Annotated in this window: 13 protein-coding genes; 10 read left to right on the top strand and 3 right to left on the bottom strand. The window is 62.1% G+C overall.

The genetic code is table 11. The annotated features are described in order from the left end of the window. Positions 1–19 precede the first annotated feature (19 nt). The 7 genes from rsfS (at position 20) to AUC43_RS02850 (ending at position 9,402) form a co-directional block, all read left to right on the top strand. Complete coding sequence (rsfS, locus tag AUC43_RS02880) at positions 20–400, top strand: ribosome silencing factor (protein ID WP_068189721.1); 381 nt, start codon at positions 20–22, stop codon at positions 398–400. Between the two features lie 105 nt (positions 401–505). Next, positions 506–2,635, top strand: a complete 2,130-nt coding sequence (ftsH, locus tag AUC43_RS02875; RefSeq protein WP_068189719.1) for an ATP-dependent zinc metalloprotease FtsH — start codon at positions 506–508, stop codon at positions 2,633–2,635. A 79-nt stretch (positions 2,636–2,714) separates the two neighbouring features. Next, positions 2,715–3,374 (top strand): LutC/YkgG family protein, encoded by a 660-nt coding sequence (locus tag AUC43_RS02870; RefSeq protein WP_068189716.1) that lies wholly within the window; start codon positions 2,715–2,717, stop codon positions 3,372–3,374. Between the two features lie 78 nt (positions 3,375–3,452). Continuing rightward, positions 3,453–4,235: a UDP-2,3-diacylglucosamine diphosphatase gene (locus tag AUC43_RS02865; RefSeq protein ID WP_068189712.1), complete on the top strand. Its 783-nt coding sequence runs from the start codon at positions 3,453–3,455 to the stop codon at positions 4,233–4,235. An 81-nt stretch (positions 4,236–4,316) separates the two neighbouring features. Next, entirely contained in the window at positions 4,317–5,273 is a 957-nt protein-coding gene (locus tag AUC43_RS02860; protein ID WP_157780901.1) for a hypothetical protein, read from the top strand. 110 nt (positions 5,274–5,383) lie between these two features. Next, positions 5,384–6,550 (top strand): zinc-dependent alcohol dehydrogenase, encoded by a 1,167-nt coding sequence (locus AUC43_RS02855; RefSeq protein WP_068189705.1) that lies wholly within the window; start codon positions 5,384–5,386, stop codon positions 6,548–6,550. Positions 6,551–6,726: 176 nt separating this feature from the next. Further along, positions 6,727–9,402 carry a S8 family serine peptidase gene (locus AUC43_RS02850; protein ID WP_099092868.1) on the top strand — a complete coding sequence of 892 codons (2,676 nt, stop codon included), beginning with the start codon at positions 6,727–6,729 and terminating at the stop codon, positions 9,400–9,402. 134 nt (positions 9,403–9,536) lie between these two features. Here the strand turns inward: AUC43_RS02850 and AUC43_RS02845 are convergent, their stop codons facing one another. Both AUC43_RS02845 and AUC43_RS02840 read right to left on the bottom strand, forming a co-directional pair. Then, positions 9,537–10,040 (bottom strand): M57 family metalloprotease, encoded by a 504-nt coding sequence (locus AUC43_RS02845; RefSeq protein ID WP_157780900.1) that lies wholly within the window; start codon positions 10,038–10,040, stop codon positions 9,537–9,539. A 272-nt stretch (positions 10,041–10,312) separates the two neighbouring features. Beyond that, positions 10,313–11,128, bottom strand: a complete 816-nt coding sequence (locus AUC43_RS02840; protein ID WP_068189695.1) for a M57 family metalloprotease — start codon at positions 11,126–11,128, stop codon at positions 10,313–10,315. A 378-nt stretch (positions 11,129–11,506) separates the two neighbouring features. Here AUC43_RS02840 and AUC43_RS02835 point away from each other — a divergent pair, with 378 nt between their 5' ends. Both AUC43_RS02835 and AUC43_RS02830 read left to right on the top strand, forming a co-directional pair. After that, the gene (locus tag AUC43_RS02835; protein ID WP_082684867.1) at positions 11,507–13,249 is read left to right on the top strand and encodes a PSP1 domain-containing protein; all 1,743 of its coding nucleotides are present in this window, start codon (positions 11,507–11,509) and stop codon (positions 13,247–13,249) included. A gap of 131 nt (positions 13,250–13,380) precedes the next feature. Further along, positions 13,381–13,872, top strand: coding sequence for a gliding motility lipoprotein GldH (locus AUC43_RS02830; RefSeq protein WP_068189693.1), 492 nt, complete (start codon positions 13,381–13,383; stop codon positions 13,870–13,872). A 317-nt stretch (positions 13,873–14,189) separates the two neighbouring features. Here the strand turns inward: AUC43_RS02830 and AUC43_RS02825 are convergent, their stop codons facing one another. Beyond that, positions 14,190–14,384 carry a cold-shock protein gene (locus tag AUC43_RS02825; protein WP_068189689.1) on the bottom strand — a complete coding sequence of 65 codons (195 nt, stop codon included), beginning with the start codon at positions 14,382–14,384 and terminating at the stop codon, positions 14,190–14,192. 246 nt (positions 14,385–14,630) lie between these two features. Between AUC43_RS02825 and AUC43_RS02820 the strand changes: the two genes are divergently transcribed. Continuing rightward, positions 14,631–15,962: a hypothetical protein gene (locus tag AUC43_RS02820; protein WP_068189686.1), complete on the top strand. Its 1,332-nt coding sequence runs from the start codon at positions 14,631–14,633 to the stop codon at positions 15,960–15,962. The last annotated feature ends 68 nt before the right edge of the window (positions 15,963–16,030 follow it).

Here is a 16,030-nt window from a genome sequence, read left to right as displayed (position 1 = left end):
TCAAACCTAACAACACAATATGAAAAGCACGTTGGTCCGGCAGGACTCAGACACATTGGCAGATTTGGTTATCCGCGGCATGCAAGACAAGAAAGCGTCCGACATCGTGGTGCTGAATCTGAAAGAGCTCAAAAACGCCGTGGCGGACTATTTCATCATCTGCTCGGCCAATTCGGACACGCAGCTAGATGCCGTCGCCCGCTCGGTAGAAGAAGAAATCGAAAAAGTAACCGGCGAAAGCCCCTGGCAGACCGAGGGCCGCACCAACCGCGAGTGGGTACTGCTCGACTACGTGGACGTGGTGGTGCACGTTTTCCTACGCGACCGGCGCAAGTTCTACGCCCTCGAGGAGCTGTGGGGCGATGCCAACATCAGCTATATCGAAGCCGAAGAAGCTTAAGCTTGGTAAAATAAATACGTAGGTAGCACGTCTTATCCGTACCGAACATTTGCTTTCGGCGCGGTGTTGCTCCCGTAGTTATACTTGATTTAACTAGCTATTTTCATGTCGGATAAAAATCCCAATAACAATAAAAAGAAAAAGCCCCTGATGCCGGCCCCCAATCCGCGGCCGGGCGTGCAGCTGTGGGTGTTGGCCGGCTTGCTGGTTTTCTTGTTCGGGGTCATGTGGGTCAATAACCTGAACTCGCCCGCCAAAATCAACCAGCAGCGCTTCGAGCAGATGCTGGCGGCCGGCGACGTGCGGGAAATCACCATCATCAACGAAAAGTTGGTGGAGGTGAGCCTCAAGACCGAAGCCTTGGCCAAGCCAGAGTACCGGCAGGAGCTGACGCGGCGCACCCCCTTCGGTACCACCGGGGCCGGGGCGCAGTTCTACTTCCCCGTCGTCGACGCCAAGCTTTTTCAGGAGGACCTGGACCGCATCCAGAAAACCCTGCCGGAAGCCCAGCGCCTGCCGCTCAACATCGACTCCCGGCAAAGCCCAGGGGACTACGTGGGCACCTACGGCTTCATCATCCTGATGATTGTCGGCTTCTGGTTCCTGATGCGCCGCATGGGCAGCGCCGCGGGCCCCGGTGGGCAGATTTTCAGCATTGGCAAGAGCCGCGCGGCCTTGTTTGAAGGCGGCGATAAGGTGAAAATCACCTTTAAAGACGTTGCCGGCCTCGAAGAAGCCAAGGAGGAAGTGCAGGAGATTGTGGAGTTCCTCAAGAACCCCAGCAAGTTCACCATCCTCGGCGGTAAGATTCCGAAAGGTGCTTTGCTGGTGGGCCCTCCCGGCACCGGCAAGACCCTGCTGGCCAAAGCCGTAGCCGGCGAAGCCGACGTGCCGTTCTTCTCGCTTTCGGGCTCCGACTTCGTCGAGATGTTTGTCGGCGTGGGCGCGGCCCGGGTGCGCGACCTGTTCAAGCAAGCCAAAGCCAAGGCGCCCTGCATCATCTTCATCGATGAGATTGACGCCGTGGGCCGTAGCCGCTCGCGGGGCTCCGTGCCCGGCGGCAACGACGAGCGCGAAAACACCCTGAACTCGCTGCTGGTGGAGATGGACGGCTTCGGTACCGATTCCGGCGTCATCATTCTGGCTGCCACTAACCGCCCCGATACCCTAGACTCCGCCCTGCTGCGGCCCGGCCGGTTCGACCGTCAAATCAGCATCGACAAGCCGGACATCAACGGGCGCACCGAGATTTTCCAGGTGCACCTCAAGCCCCTGACCCTGGGCCCCGACGTAGACGCCCGCCGTCTGTCGGCCCAGACGCCCGGCTTTGCCGGCGCCGAGATTGCCAACGTCTGCAACGAAGCGGCCCTGATTGCCGCCCGCCGCGACAAGAAAATGGTGACTGACCAAGACTTTACCGACGCCATTGACCGCGTAATTGGTGGCCTGGAGAAGAAAAACAAAATCATCTCGCCCGGCGAGAAACGCATCGTGGCCTACCACGAAGCCGGGCACGCCATCGCGGGCTGGTTCCTGGAGCACGTCGACCCCTTGGTGAAAGTGAGCATTGTGCCCCGGGGTGTAGCAGCATTGGGTTATGCGCAGTACCTGCCCAAAGAGCAGTTTCTGTACAACACCGAGCAGCTGACCGACGAAATGTGCATGGCCCTGGGTGGCCGCGCCGCCGAAGAGTTGGTGTTCGGCAAAATCTCCACCGGCGCCCTGAGCGACCTGGAGCGCATCACCAAGATGGCTTATTCCATCGTGACCATGTACGGCATGAACGCCAAGCTCGGCAACGTGTCGTTCTACGACTCGAAAGGGCAGAACGAATACGGCTTCTCGAAGCCTTATTCGGAAGCTACGTCGCAAATGATTGACGAAGAAGTTCGTACCATCATCGAAAACGCCTACACCCGCACCAAGGAGCTGCTCACCGAGCGGCGCCATGAGCTGGAAGTAGTAGCCAAGGAACTGCTGGAGAAAGAAGTGCTCCAGCAGGAAGACCTGACCCGCCTCGTGGGCAAGCGCCCCTTCGACAGCCAGACCAACTACCAGGCCCACATGGCCGGTACCGACCGCAGCGAAACCGAGAGCGAAGTGAAAGGCGAACAAGCCGCGGCTGGCAAACTCGGCAACGACCTGCCCGACCTGCACCTGCCCGGCATGGACGACGACCGCACCTCGCGCCCCGGTTCGGATGTGGAAGCGGGCAGCGCCACAACTCCCGCATAGTTCCGGTAATCATCCGCATGCAAAAGCCAGCCCGCGAGGGCTGGCTTTTTTTGTAAAACTGTACAGGTACTTTTGCGGCATGTCCGAATCTTCCCGCGACGTTGTGCTGGCTCGCATCCGCCAGGGACTGGCGCAGCCCGCTCCGCTACCGCCCCGGCCCAACTTTGCCTCCCCTGTGCACCCGCCGCTGAACAACAGCGACGCAGTAGTAGCTTTTGCGGAGAGCTTTCAGCGCGTGGGTGGCGAGTTCTACTACTGCGAGTCGCTGGCGCATCTGGCCGTGCAAATTGCTGGTTTCCAGCAGCGGCAGCAGGTGGGCGCGCCCTACGTGTGGGAGCCCCAGATACAGGCCTTGCTGCGGGCCGCCGGCGTGGCGTTCAAAGCCGACGAAGCTGACTTTGTTGAGCACGCTGATTTGGGGCTGACCTCGTGCGAGGCCTTGGTGGCGCGCACGGGCAGCGTGCTGGTTTCGGCCGCCACGGCCAGCGGGCGCCGGCTCAGCATCTACCCCGACCAGCACCTGGTACTGGCCCGGCCCAGCCAGGTGGTGGCCGAAATAGGGGAGGCCCTGCGCGTGGTGCAGGCAAAGTTTGGCGCGCAGATGCCTTCCATGGTATCGCTCACCTCCGGCCCCAGCCGCACCGCCGATATTGAAAAAACCTTAGTGCTCGGGGCTCACGGCCCGCGCCGCTTGGCGCTCTTTCTCCTGGAAGATGACGCTGAGCTTATTCCTAATTAAGAATGAGGAATGAAGAATGAGGAATTAGCCCAACTACCAATTCTTCATTCTTCATTCCTCATTGTTCATTCAAAATCTATGAAGCCACCCCGCATGCTACCCGACCTGGCGCTACCGCCCGGCCGCCGGGTGTACTTCGCCTCCGACTTTCACCTGGGTGCCCCCAATGCTGCGGCGTCGCTGGAACGGGAGCGGCGCATCGTGCGCTGGCTGGACGAGGCAGCCCAGGATGCCGCGGCCATCTACCTACTGGGCGACATTTTCGACTTCTGGTTTGAGTACAAGCACGCCATTCCGCGCGGCTTCATTCGCCTGCAGGGCAAGCTGGCCGAGCTGACGGATGCCGGCTTGCCCGTGACCATCTTCACCGGCAACCACGACATGTGGATGTTTGGCTACTTCACCCAAGAAATGGGCATTCCGGTGCTGCGCCAGGAAGTGTCGCAGCGCATCGGCAACCAGCTCTTTCATATTGGCCATGGCGACGGGCTTGGGCCCAAAGACTACAGCTACAAGGCGCTGAAACAGGTGTTTACGTCCTCCACGGCGCAATGGCTCTTTGCGCGCCTGCATCCCAACTTTGGCATCGGCATGGCCAACAAGTGGAGCCGCCACAGCCGCCTGCAAAACGGCGAGGCCGACGCCAAATATTTTGGGGAAGAAGAGTGGCTGCTGCAATACTGCCGGGAAGTCGAAACCCTCACGCACCACGATTACTACGTGTTCGGCCACCGGCACTTACCCCTCGACATTGCCGTAGGCCCCGGCAGCCGCTACGTGAACCTGGGTGAATGGGTCAATTATTGCTCCTATGGCGTGTACGATGGCAATGAACTGGCCCTGCGGCATTTTGAGAAGTAAATGAATAGCAAAACGAACGTCATGCTGAGCTTGCCGAAGCACCTCGCCCGTGTAAGTAATTTGATTACTAGCGCGGTAGAGATGCTTCGACAAGCTCAGCATAACTGGTTTGCGGACGGGCGTTTAGCTCAATTTTTTTCCCTGCTGGTACTGAGCGTAACCGTGGCCCACGCTCAGGTCACGGTGCCATCCGCGGGTTCGGTCGCGCCGCCTTCTAAAGTGATAGTGGCCCCGGTGCAGGCCCCGGCCGCGCTGCCGGCTGAGGCGACGCCGCCTCCCGCCGCTGCGACTTGGAAGTTCGTGCGCCTCATCAAGCTGCCCAACCCTGGGGCTGCCTCGCTGGACCGGCGCGGCGCGCTTTACGTGGCCGATGCCGACAACAACCTGCGCCAATACGGCCCGGAAGGGCTGCCCCTGAACACTTACGCCCCCACGCAGCCCGGCCACGTGGCACAGGTTGAAGCCTGGAACGTAACCAGTACGCTCGTATTCAACGACGACCGGCAGCAGCTGATATTGCTCGACCGGTTCCTGGCGCCCATCACCGAGGTGCGGCTGGCCGACGTGCTCGATGGCACCGTGCGCACCGCCACCCTGGCCCCCGACAACCGCATCTGGCTGCTCGACGAAAGCAACCTCGTGCTGCGCGAATTCGACCCCAACACCCAGCGCCTCGTGCAGAATACACCGCTGGACTTGCTCATTGGCCGTTCCCGGCCCGATTTCCGCTTCCTGCGCCAGTACCAAAACAACACCTACCTGGTAGACCGCAACACCGGCATTTACGTGTTCGATAACCTGGGCACCTACAAGAAGAAAATCCCCTTCGTTGGGCTGAATATGGTGGGCTTTCGGGGCGACGAGCTGTATTATTTCAACGCGGGGGCGGTGCACTTTTTTCACCTCTACAACCTGACCGAGCGCCGCGTGGCCCTGCCGGCCGGCGTGGAGCCGGGCGGCGTGCGGCAAGTATTGGTGGGAGAGTCCTTTGCCTATATTTTCACAACGCTGGGAGTGGCAGTGTATCAATTGAAATAGCCTTGGCTAAGGCCCAGGTTAATTCGCGGGTAAAGCCAGTCGAAGTAACCTCTGGAAAAGGGGAGCGTTAGGTTAAGGAGTTCTTCCTCCTCATTTCTTACCCCATTTCCATGAAAGCACTCCGAATTCACGGCGCGAAAGATGTCCGCGTGGACACTGTAGACGACCCGGAAATCCTGGACGCCCGCGACGCCATTATCCGCGTCACCAGCACGGCCATTTGCGGGTCCGACCTGCACATCTACAACGGCAGCATCCCGCAGCCGCGGCCCATGACCCTGGGCCACGAATTCATGGGCATTGTGGAGGAAGTGGGCAAGGGCGTGGGCAACCTCAAGCGCGGCGACCGCGTGGTGGTGCCCTTTCCCATTGCCTGCGGGCATTGCCTGTTTTGCAACCACGACCTGCCGGGGCACTGCGAGAACTCCAACCCCGAACACTACGGCCCCGAAGGCGGCCTGATGACCGAAAAAGGCGGTGCCCTGTTCGGCTACACTGATTTGTATGGCGGCTACGACGGCGGCCAGGCCGAGTACGTGCGCGTGCCCTACGCCGATTTCGGCCCCCGCAAAGTGCCCGACAACCTCACCGACGAGCAGGTGCTTTTCCTCACCGATATCTTCCCCACCGGCTACACCGGCATCGATTGGGCCGGGGTGAAGGGCGGCGAGGTCATTGCCATTTTCGGCGCCGGCCCGGTGGGCCTGATGGCCGCCAAATCGGCCTGGCTGCGGGGCGCCAGCCGCGTCATCATCATCGACACCCAGCAGTACCGGCTCGACAAAGCCCGCCAAACCTCCAACGCCGAAACCATCCTCTGGGAAAGCCACCAGCAGGTGGTGGACGAAATCCGCAGCATGAGCCGCGGCTACGGGGCCGACGTGTGCGTGGAAGCCGTGGGCTTCGAGCCCGACCGCAGCCTGGGCGACCGCGCCAAAGCCGTCATCAACCTGGAAAAGGGTTCCGATAAAGTGCTGCTGGCCTGCATGAGTGCCGTGCGCCGGGGCGGCTTTGTGTCGGTGCTGGGCGTGTACTCTTCGCCCTTCGACAACTTCCCCATCCACCAGTTCTTCGACAAAGGCATCACGTTGAAGGGCGGCCAGGCCCCCGCTCACAAGCACATCGACCGCCTGTTGCAGCACGTGGCCAACGGCGACGTGCGCCTCGACGACATCATCTCGCACCGCCTGCCGTTGAGCCAGGCGGCTCACGGCTACGACATCTTCCGCAACAAAAAGGACAACTGCACCAAGGTGGTGCTCAAGCCCGGCGCGTAAGCGCATCACGGTTGAGAAACGCTAAAGAACCCGCCGTGTGCGGGTTCTTTTTTTATATTGAGGTATGGCGGTAAACCAGAATTAGCAGACGGTTCTGGTTATCTTTGGCAACGGGCGAATTGAGCTGCTTTTTCTACCCGAATTGAGCTGATTTTTCTACCAAAATACTTGCATACATGGGGTTAACACGACTTGGCCACACGGGCCTTGCCCGGCCGTGGAAGCGGCTGGCGCGCCACTGGCAGTGCATGGCCCTGTTGTTGCTGCCCGCGGTTTCGCTGCCGGCCCAAACCCTGACGCCCCCAGCTGGCCCCCAGGCCAAGCTGGCGCCCGGGCTGCAGGCTGCCGGGGCCCAGCGGGCGGCCCGGGCCGTGCGGGTGAGCGTGGCCGACCGGCCGGCTTTTCAGCAATGGGTGCAGCAGCAGCTGCCCGCGGTTCGGGTGTCGCAGCCCAGTGCTTCGGCCCGCACGCTGGCCGTGTCGGGGCTGAGCACTGCGACGCTGGTGCAGCTAGCCGCCTGCCCCTTCGTACAATTTGTGGACGTACCCGACCGCCAGGCGCACGAGGAGCGACAGCTCAATAATTCGGACTTGTCGGTGAACGCCATTGCGGCGGTGCAGGCGCGTTTTCCGCAGCTGGCCGGCCAGGGCATCGCGGTGTCGGTAAAAGAACAGCCGTTTGACCCGAACGACATCGATTTAAAAGGCCGGGTGATAAGCGCGGGCACGTTTCCCGGGCCGCCTTCCAGCCACGCCACCGCTATGGCCACCCTTATCGGGGGCGCCGGCAATTCGCACCCGCTGGGCCGGGGCGTGGCCCGCGAGGTCCGGCTGGCTACCTCCGATTTTGCCCGCCTGCTGCCCGACAACGGCACGCAGCTAACCCAAGCGGGCATATCGGTGCAAAACCACTCCTACGGCGTGGCCATCGAAAACTACTACGGCGTAGAAGCCCAGGAGTACGACCGCCAGGTGCGGCAGTTTCCCACGCTGCTGCACGTGTTTTCGTCGGGCAACGTGGGCACCCTGGCCAGCCCAACCGGCACATACGCCGGCATTGCCGGCGTAGCCAACGTCACGGGGCAGTTCAAGATGTCGAAAAATACCCTGACCGTGGGCGCCACCGACCCCTCGGGCCAGGTGGCGGCGCTCAGCTCGCGCGGGCCTGCCTACGACGGCCGCATCAAGCCCGAGCTGGTGGCCTACGGCGAAGGCGGCTCCTCCGAGTCGGCGGCGCTGGTGTCGGGCATGGGGGTGCTGTTGCAGCAAACCTACCGCGACCAGCACAGCGGCACGCTCCCGCCCGCCACCCTCGTCAAAGCCGTGCTGCTGAACAGCGCCGACGACCTGGGCCGACCCGAAGTAGACTTTGTGAGCGGCTTCGGGCAGGCCGATGCGCTGGGAGCCCTGGCGGCCATGCGCGGCAACCAGTTTTTTAACGGAGCCGTTGCGCAGGGCGCCGAGCAGGTCTTTACCCTCACCGTGCCTGCCGGCCAGCAGCTGAAAGCCACCCTCGTGTGGGCCGACCCGGATGCGGCCGCCAACGCGGCCCGCGCCCTCGTCAACGACCTGGACCTGGAGCTGGTGGCACCGGCCACCGGCCAGCACTGGCAGCCCTGGGTGCTCAGCGCCTACCCCCACGCCGACTCCCTGGCGCGCCCCGCCCGCCGCGGCGCCGACCACCTGAACAACGCCGAGCAAATTACCCTGACCGTGCCCGCCGCCGGCACCTACGAGCTGCACGTGCGCGGCTTTGCGGTACCCCAAGGCTCCCAGTCGTTCAGCTTGGCCTACGAGGTGAATCCGGTTGGGCTGGAATGGATAAGCCCGCAACGCGCGGGCAACGTGCGGCCGGGAGCTGCCAGCACAGTGCGCTGGCACTGGAGCGGCCCCGCTACCACCGCCCGCCTCGAGTACCGGCCGGTGGGCCAGGCCCAGTGGCGCGTGGCCAGCCCAACCGTGGTTTTGACTGACAACCACCTCGCCTGGACTGCGCCCGATACCGTGGCCTTGGCCCAACTGCGGTTGGTGGCTGGCAGCCAGGCGTATGCTTCCGACACCTTTGCCATCGTGCGGGCGCCCACGCTGCAAGTGGGCTTTACTTGCCCCGAAGAAACCTTGCTGCAATGGACGCGGGTGCCCGGCGTAGCCAAGTACCAGGTGTACCAGATGGGGGCTACCGCCCTGGTACCCTTAGCGCTTACTACCGACACGGCCCTGGTGCTCAACCGGGCCCAAATGGCGGCCACCCGCTACTATACCGTGGCGCCCATCTTGCAGGGCAAGCTGGCCGAGCCCGGCGGCACCATCGACTATATGACCCAAGGCACGGCGTGCTACTTTCGGTCGTTCCTGCCGCGCCAGCTCGTCGACAACACCATCCTGTTCAATGTGGAGCTGGGCAGCGTGTATCGCCTGCGGTCGGCTACGCTGGAGCGCCTGGGGGCCGCGGGCTATGAGGCTGTGCAAACCCTCGCGCCGCTTACAAAGACCCAATTTGCGTTCACCGACTTGCCGCCGGCCGCCGGCGGCTACCTCTACCGCGTGCGGCTGGATAACCTGGCCGGGCAACCGTTTTACAGCCAGGTCCAAGAGGCGTATTACCTCCAGAAGGGGGCGGTCCAAGCTTTTCCTAACCCCGTATTGGCGGGCGAAACCCTGCGGCTGATTGCCGGTACGAGCAGCCCGGTGAGCATTCGCCTCTACGACATGCTGGGCCGGTTCCAACGCGAAACCACTATCGACGGCGTTATCAACCAGCTCAACACCAACGGCCTGAAGCCAGGACTGTATCTGCTCCGCGTGAAGCTGGAAAGCCAGGCCGAACAAACCATCCGTGTAGTCATTCAATAGCACCATCGACTATATGACCCAAGCCCCAGCCACCAGCCCCGGATTGCAAGGCACAACAAAAAGCCCCGGCTCAGTTGAGCCGGGGCTTTTTGTTGTCGTACTATCTTAAGACAGTATACGAGCAGCCGTAGCTACTAGTAGATGTAGTTCAAGGCCGTGAGGTCGTTGGCGGTGAAAGGGCGGTTAACGCCGCTGCCCACGCAAGCCAGCATCCAGGAGTTAGGCTCGGCCAGCGACGGCGTGCCGGGAATCAGAATAGCGCCTACGGTGCTGGCGCCTTCGTTGGATTTACCACCGCCGCAGCTGTACTGACGGTTGTAGTAGTCGGTGTGGCGCATGCCGATGCAGTGACCCATCTCGTGGGCCATGATGGTGCCAATGTAATTGGTGTTCGTGCTGTTAATCACGTTGGGCACCAGCGTGAAACCCGGTGCGGGGTTGCCGGCGCTGCTCGGGAAACCACCCGACTGGCCGAGCACGCCCGGGCCCAGGTCAGCCGAGTACTTCACGGGCAGGTCAGAAGCGGCGTCATTGGCTACGCGGGTGAAGTGCAGTTGCAGGTTGGCGCTGTTGTAGCGAAGAATGGCTTCGTCAATGGCCGCCGAGTACGCCGCGGGAAACTGGCTCGACAAGCTCACCAACGGCCGTAGGGGTGGCAGCGGCCTCCTCTTTTTTGCTGCAGGAGGAAAGCGCTAGTGCCGAAACGGCACAAAAGCAGTGGCGGACAGTAAGTTTTTGATTTTCATGAAATGGGTCGAAAGTGGGGTTGAAAAATGGTGGAAAATGCTGAATGTAAAATTTTTATTAAAGTGGGGCTAAATGCTGGAGGCACCGGCTGGAAAACAAGAGGTCCCGGGTCAAAAGACCCGGGACCTCTTGTTTTCTAAACGCTATCGGGGAGCGGTACCGGCTAGTACACGTAGCGCAGGGCCGTTACGTCGTTGGTGTTGAAGGGACGGTTCACGCCCGAGCCGATGCAGGCCAGCATCCACGAGTTGGGGTCGGCGGCGCTGGGCGTACCGGGAATCAGGATGGCGCCCACGGTGCTGGCACCTTCGTTGGAGTAAGCACCGCCGCAGCTATACGAACGGTCCATGTAGTCGGTGTGGCGGAAGCCAATGCAATGCCCCATCTCGTGCGAGAGGATGGTAGCAATGTATGTGCTGGCATTGGCCGTGCCGATGGCGCCGGAGTTAACCAGCACCTGGTAGTAGGGGTTGCCGCCCGAGGGAAAACCGGCCGAGGCCAGGTAGCTGGAGCCCGAAGGGGCTTGGTTCAGCACAATTTCCCCGCCCGACGTCACGCGGGTAAAGCGGATGAGCAAGCTCTGGGCATTGTAGCGGCGAATGGCTTCGTCGGTCGCCGTCACGTAGGCCGAGGGCAAGGCCGTGGAAACGCGCACGCTAACGGTGCGGCCCGAGCCCACGCTCACCAGGTTGGTGGTGCGGTACTGTTCTTCGCCGCCCACGCGCATCATCTGGTAGCTCGGCTTGTTGGCCAGGTTTTCGTCGGTCACCACAATGTCGCCTTCGACGAGGTAGCCGCCGGCAACCCGCTGGATGCCGGTCGTCGTCAGGCCCATGTCCTTAATCTGGCTCAGAACGGCCTGAGAAACCTTGGCGTTGTCGGCCGGGGCTACGGTCTCTTGCTCTTTCGAGCAGGAGGATATTGCCAAGACGGAGGCGGCGCAAGCGGCGGCAGCGGAAAGTACATTTTTGACTTTCATAGGTTGTTGGGGGTTTGGTAGGTGGAAAATTGGTTAAAGGATGGGCACAAGTAGAGGAGAATTATTGTAATCACCAATAGCGATTTCGCTCTATGACCGAAAATTATTGAAAATATTGCAATTTTGAGCAGTAGAGGCATTTGTGAATATCCCTAGATATTGAATTTGCCAAAATTTTACACAATTCTGTTAAAAATCATAAAACCATTATTTTATTGCACTCGTTATCACGGCGCTTCCTTTGGCTGGCTTCCCAGAGCGTGCGTGTATAGCCCAACTTCAGGCAGCCGGGGGTGCGCCTGTCGAATTTCGTATCTTTGCTAGGAACCGAATTTTCGTGGAAATTTTAATTTCCCTCAACTATATATTTTTTAGCTAGTGGCTTGTTCATCATGTTCTTCTGGCGGGGGCTGCGGCACCAAGCCGGGCGGCTGCAAATCCAACGGGGGCTGTAGCACCGGCGGCTGCAACCGCCTCAATGTATTCGATTGGCTGCAGGACGTAGAAGTACCCGACTCCTTTGCCGGGTTCGATATCGTAGAAGTCCGCTTTAAGGGCGGCCGTAAAGAGTTTATGCGCAACGACCAGCGCCTGCCGCTGTTCACGGGCGATGCCGTGGTGGTAGATGCCGCTGGCAGCGGCTGGCACCTGGGCCACGTGAGCCTAAAGGGCGAGCTGGTGCGCCTGCAGATGCGCAAAAAGAAAGTGCCCACCGACTCCAAGGAAATCCGCAGCATCCTGCGCATTGCCACCCCCGAAGACGTGGAGCGCTGGGAAGCCGTGCGCGACCTGGAAAACGGCACCATGTTCCGGGCCCGGGCCATGGTGGGCGAGCTGCGCCTGCGCATGAAGCTGAGCGACGTGGAGTACCAGGCCGACCGCACCCGCGCCCTGTTTTACTACTCGGCCGAAGACCGGGTCGACTTCCGGGAGCTGATTCGGCGCCTGGCCGACGAGTTCCGGGTGCGCGTGGAAATGCGCCAGATATCGCTGCGCCAGGAAGCCGGCCGCATCGGCGGCATCGGCGTGTGCGGCCGCGAGCTGTGCTGCTCCACCTGGCTGCAGGACTTCAAAACCGTGAGCACCACGGCCGCCCGCTACCAAAACCTGAGCCTGAACCCGCAGAAGCTGGCCGGCCAGTGCGGCCGCCTCAAGTGCTGCCTCAACTACGAGCTCGACGCCTACCTCGACGCCCTGAAGGACATTCCGCAGGTGCAGCGCCCCCTGAAAACCAGCAAGGGCGAGGCTTTCTTGCAGAAAACCGACATCTTCCGCCGCCGCATGTGGTTTGCCTTTAAAGGCGACAACAACTGGGTGATGCTGGATACGGCCCGCGTGCGCGAGCTGCTGGAAATGAACAAGCGCGGCGAAGTAATCGAAAGCCTGCTGCCGCCCCGCGAAGAAGCCCCCGAGCCCGAAGTATCGGCCATTGTGGAGGGCAACCTCGACCGCTTGGATGGCAAAATCAAGTCGGGCAGCAAGCGCCCCAAGCGCAAGAAAAGCCGCGGCGAAGCTGACGCCGAAAGCCGTGCTCCCCGCGAAGGCCGCGAGCCGCGCGAACCCCGTGCGGCTGCCGCTGAAGGCGCCGCCGCACCCCGCGAAGCCCGCCCGCCCCGCGAACCCCGGGAAGTTCGCGAAGGCCGGGTTCCGCGCGACGGCCGCCGTCCGGCGGGCGCCGCTCCCGGGGGCCCCCGCCCGCCAGAGCAAATGACCAGCCCCGGCCCCGGCGATATAGACAACCCGGTACCAGCCTTGGGTGATGTGCCCGAGCAGCGCGGCCGCCGCGGGGCCGCCGCCCGCCCCCTGAACCGCCGCAACGGCCGAGGCCGAAGCGACGCCCCCCGCCCCGAGGGCGAGGCCGGCGAGCCCCGGCCCGATGGTGGCCGCAACCGCCGTTCCGACTCTACGCGCCGCCCCGATGCCAACGCGACACCCCGCCCAGCTGCTGAAGGCGGCGGCGAAGCCCGGCCCCGGCGTGAGGCTGGGGCAGGAGAGCGCCGGGCCGAAGGCGGCGAGCGCCGCGAAGGCCGCGGTGGGCGCAACAACCGCCGCGGTGGCCGTGGACCGGCCGGTGACGGCAGCGCCGCTCCCGCGCCAGCTCCTGCCCCGGCTGGCTCCTGATTAGTGCCATTTGCTTGAACTGTCAATGGACCTGTTGGTCAGAAGGCAAAGTAGTAGCGCGGATGTAAGCGCTACCAAAGCTTTCTTTGCCTTCCGACAACGGCCCCTCGCCACTACTGACGACCTACTATATGAACCAACGCTTTGCATTCCGATTGGCCACGGCCGCCGGGCTACTGTGCGTGCTCACGGCCTGTGACCCCAATCGGGTGTTTGAGCAGAACATTGACTTCCCAAATTATTCCTGGGACGTGCAGCAAAAGCCGGCTTTCACCTTCGCCATTCAGGACACGGCGGCGCGCTACGACGTGTATTTCAACGTGCGCCACGCTTCCTCCTACGGGTTTTACAACCTGTATGTGAAGCACACCCTCACCGGCCCCACCGGCCGCGTAGGCGCACCCCTGCTACACCAAATGCTGCTGATGGACCCCAAAACCGGCGAGCCCAAAGGCAGCGGAACCGGCGATATCTACGACATTCAGCTGCTGGCTTTGCCCAAGCAGCACTTCGCCAAACCCGGCAACTATACCCTGACCCTGGAACAGTACATGCGCCAGGACCAGCTGCCTGGCCTCATGGCCGTGGGCGTGCGGGTAGCTAAGCACGTGGATAAGAAGTAGCCGTTGGCCCAACAAGAAAGGCCGGCTCCATAATGTGGAGCCGGCCTTTCTTGTTGAGCCAACGGCTAGTCATGATGACACTAGCCGGTCATGCTGAGCTTGTCGAAGCATCTCTCCCGCGAGAGTAATCTAATCGGCTGTCATGCAGAGCGCAGCGAAGCATCTTATCAAGTTAGAACAAATCGTTGGAGCGTGAGAAGATGCTTCGCTGCGGTCTACATGACAGCCGATTGGATTGGTGCAGAGAACTGGTTCTCTATGCACTGCTGATGAGCTTTTAGCTCAACGACGCTACTTCTAATGGAGTGGGCTTTCTGCTATTGCAGGCGGGTTACGTCCACCGCGTTAGGGCCTTTTTTGCCGGCTTTGATATTGAACTGAACCCGGTCGCCTTCCTGAATTTCGTGGATGAGGCCGGTTTGGTGGACGAATATTTCTTCCTGATTGTCGTCGGCGACGATGAAGCCGAAGCCTTTGGTGTCGTCGAAAAACTTAACGGTGCCGGTGAGCATGTGCGTGTAGAGGGGTAAAAAAATGAAGCGGGCGCTGCCATAACGGCCTCCGTTCGCGGTTGGTTGGCGGCCGGATTAAAAGGCGCGTAAGGGCGCAAGCTCCGCAAAGGTAAAATAGGGCGCCGAATGGTCCGGCCCTGGCCTGGCGAAGGGCGCGGGCGCAGCGCTTGGTAAAACAACGGCTTGGAGGGCGCGTATAGAAAGAGAGTTCACCCTTTTTACTGACTCAAAAGCGCTTCGCAGGCCATGGAAAACGAGGAAACAAACCTGAATACCGAGTCCAACGACATTGCGGGCAACCGCATTGACGGGCCAGTGGGTAACACGGCCGCTAAGCACACGTTACCTAACGCAGGCGTGGGCATCCCCGGCGGCCCGCCCGCGCGGCCAAGCGCCGCCCCTGGCAGCAGCTTGCGTGCTCATTTGCCGGAGACTCCGCCGTCGAGTGAAGAACTGGCGGAGGCGGAATTGAGCGTGGCAGAAGGCGCCCTAGGGGCCGAAAATGAGCAGGAAGAGAACCGGCCCGCCAACCCCGACGACCTCACGCCGCTGGGGACTTACGGCGGCAATTTCAGCAACAGCACCCAGGGCAGCTACCACGACCAGCCCCGCCGCGACAACCAGGACAGCGACCCGAACCGCGGCGAGTTTGGGGCCCAGGATTTGGGCGGAACCACCCACGGCGGCTTCGGCAACCAAAACCGGCTGGCCGATTACGAGCCGCACAACACGCCGGAGGACCGCTACTACGGCGGCCCCGGCCGCCCCGGGCACCAGGACAATGCCTACCGCGCCTACGACGGCCGCGACGAGCGCCCCGACCCGCGGCACGAATACGGCTTTGAACGCGGCACTCCCGCCGCCAATACCTCAGGCGCTGCCGCCGACCCCGGCCACTTGCAAGGCGAGCGGTACAACGGCCCCAACGCCGACAACCGAAACCAGCCCAACCGCGCCGACGTGAACAGCGCGTACCAAAACGACAACGGCTCGGCCCCCACCCGGGACAGCGGCTTTGCGGAAGACTACGGCCACACCTCCCTGCGCGGAGAAGCCGCCGCTGGTATCGCCACCCCGGCCCACGCCAGCAGCCCCACCAGTCCCGACCGCCGCAACCAGACGGAAGACTACCTGCCGGCGCAAGCGGGCTTCGACAAGCAAGGCCAGCGCGAGGAACAACACCCCGGGTATTCTACCAACGACCCCGAAGTACCCGACCAGCGCGGCCAGCGCCCCGCCAGTAGCCTGGGCTACGGCGACCGCGGCCGCGAGGAACCCCGGCAGTCCCCGAACTTCCGCACCGGCGACGACCGCAACGGCTACGTGCAGGCCAATGGCGGCGACTCGGACCAGGGCCACGGTTCGCGCGGGGGCTCCTACAACGATGCGTACGACGACAGCCGCCCCGGCAGCAAGGCTGGCTCACCCGCCCAAGGCGAGCAGCGCGCCGAAGACCGGGACGCGAATTTCGGTTCGGCTGCCCGCGAGGAAAACCGCAGCGCTACCGGCGACGACAATGCCGCCGACCACGGTGCCCCGCGCCGCAATGCCGGCCGCGACGGCGTAGCCGACGAGTAAAGCGTCTATCAAATCAGCTCAATAAAAAAGCCCGCCGGATATTCGGCGGGCTTTTTTTATTGAGCTGA

This window comes from Hymenobacter sedentarius (genome assembly GCF_001507645.1).
GTDB classification, from domain to species: domain Bacteria; phylum Bacteroidota; class Bacteroidia; order Cytophagales; family Hymenobacteraceae; genus Hymenobacter; species Hymenobacter sedentarius.
The sequence above is the reverse complement of the archived record's forward strand: the minus strand, read 5'-3'. Positions and strand labels throughout refer to the sequence as shown.

Excerpts from the sequence above, each read along its gene's own strand:
- rsfS (WP_068189721.1), top strand. The coding sequence starts at position 20 with ATGAAAAGCACGTTGGTCCGGCAGGACTCAGACACATTGGCAGATTTG.
- ftsH (WP_068189719.1), top strand. The coding sequence starts at position 506 with ATGTCGGATAAAAATCCCAATAACAATAAAAAGAAAAAGCCCCTGATG.
- AUC43_RS02870 (WP_068189716.1), top strand. The coding sequence starts at position 2,715 with ATGTCCGAATCTTCCCGCGACGTTGTGCTGGCTCGCATCCGCCAGGGA.
- AUC43_RS02865 (WP_068189712.1), top strand. The coding sequence starts at position 3,453 with ATGAAGCCACCCCGCATGCTACCCGACCTGGCGCTACCGCCCGGCCGC.
- AUC43_RS02860 (WP_157780901.1), top strand. The coding sequence starts at position 4,317 with ATGCTTCGACAAGCTCAGCATAACTGGTTTGCGGACGGGCGTTTAGCT.
- AUC43_RS02855 (WP_068189705.1), top strand. The coding sequence starts at position 5,384 with ATGAAAGCACTCCGAATTCACGGCGCGAAAGATGTCCGCGTGGACACT.
- AUC43_RS02850 (WP_099092868.1), top strand. The coding sequence starts at position 6,727 with ATGGGGTTAACACGACTTGGCCACACGGGCCTTGCCCGGCCGTGGAAG.
- AUC43_RS02840 (WP_068189695.1), bottom strand. The coding sequence starts at position 11,128 with ATGAAAGTCAAAAATGTACTTTCCGCTGCCGCCGCTTGCGCCGCCTCC.
- AUC43_RS02830 (WP_068189693.1), top strand. The coding sequence starts at position 13,381 with ATGAACCAACGCTTTGCATTCCGATTGGCCACGGCCGCCGGGCTACTG.
- AUC43_RS02825 (WP_068189689.1), bottom strand. The coding sequence starts at position 14,384 with ATGCTCACCGGCACCGTTAAGTTTTTCGACGACACCAAAGGCTTCGGC.
- AUC43_RS02820 (WP_068189686.1), top strand. The coding sequence starts at position 14,631 with ATGGAAAACGAGGAAACAAACCTGAATACCGAGTCCAACGACATTGCG.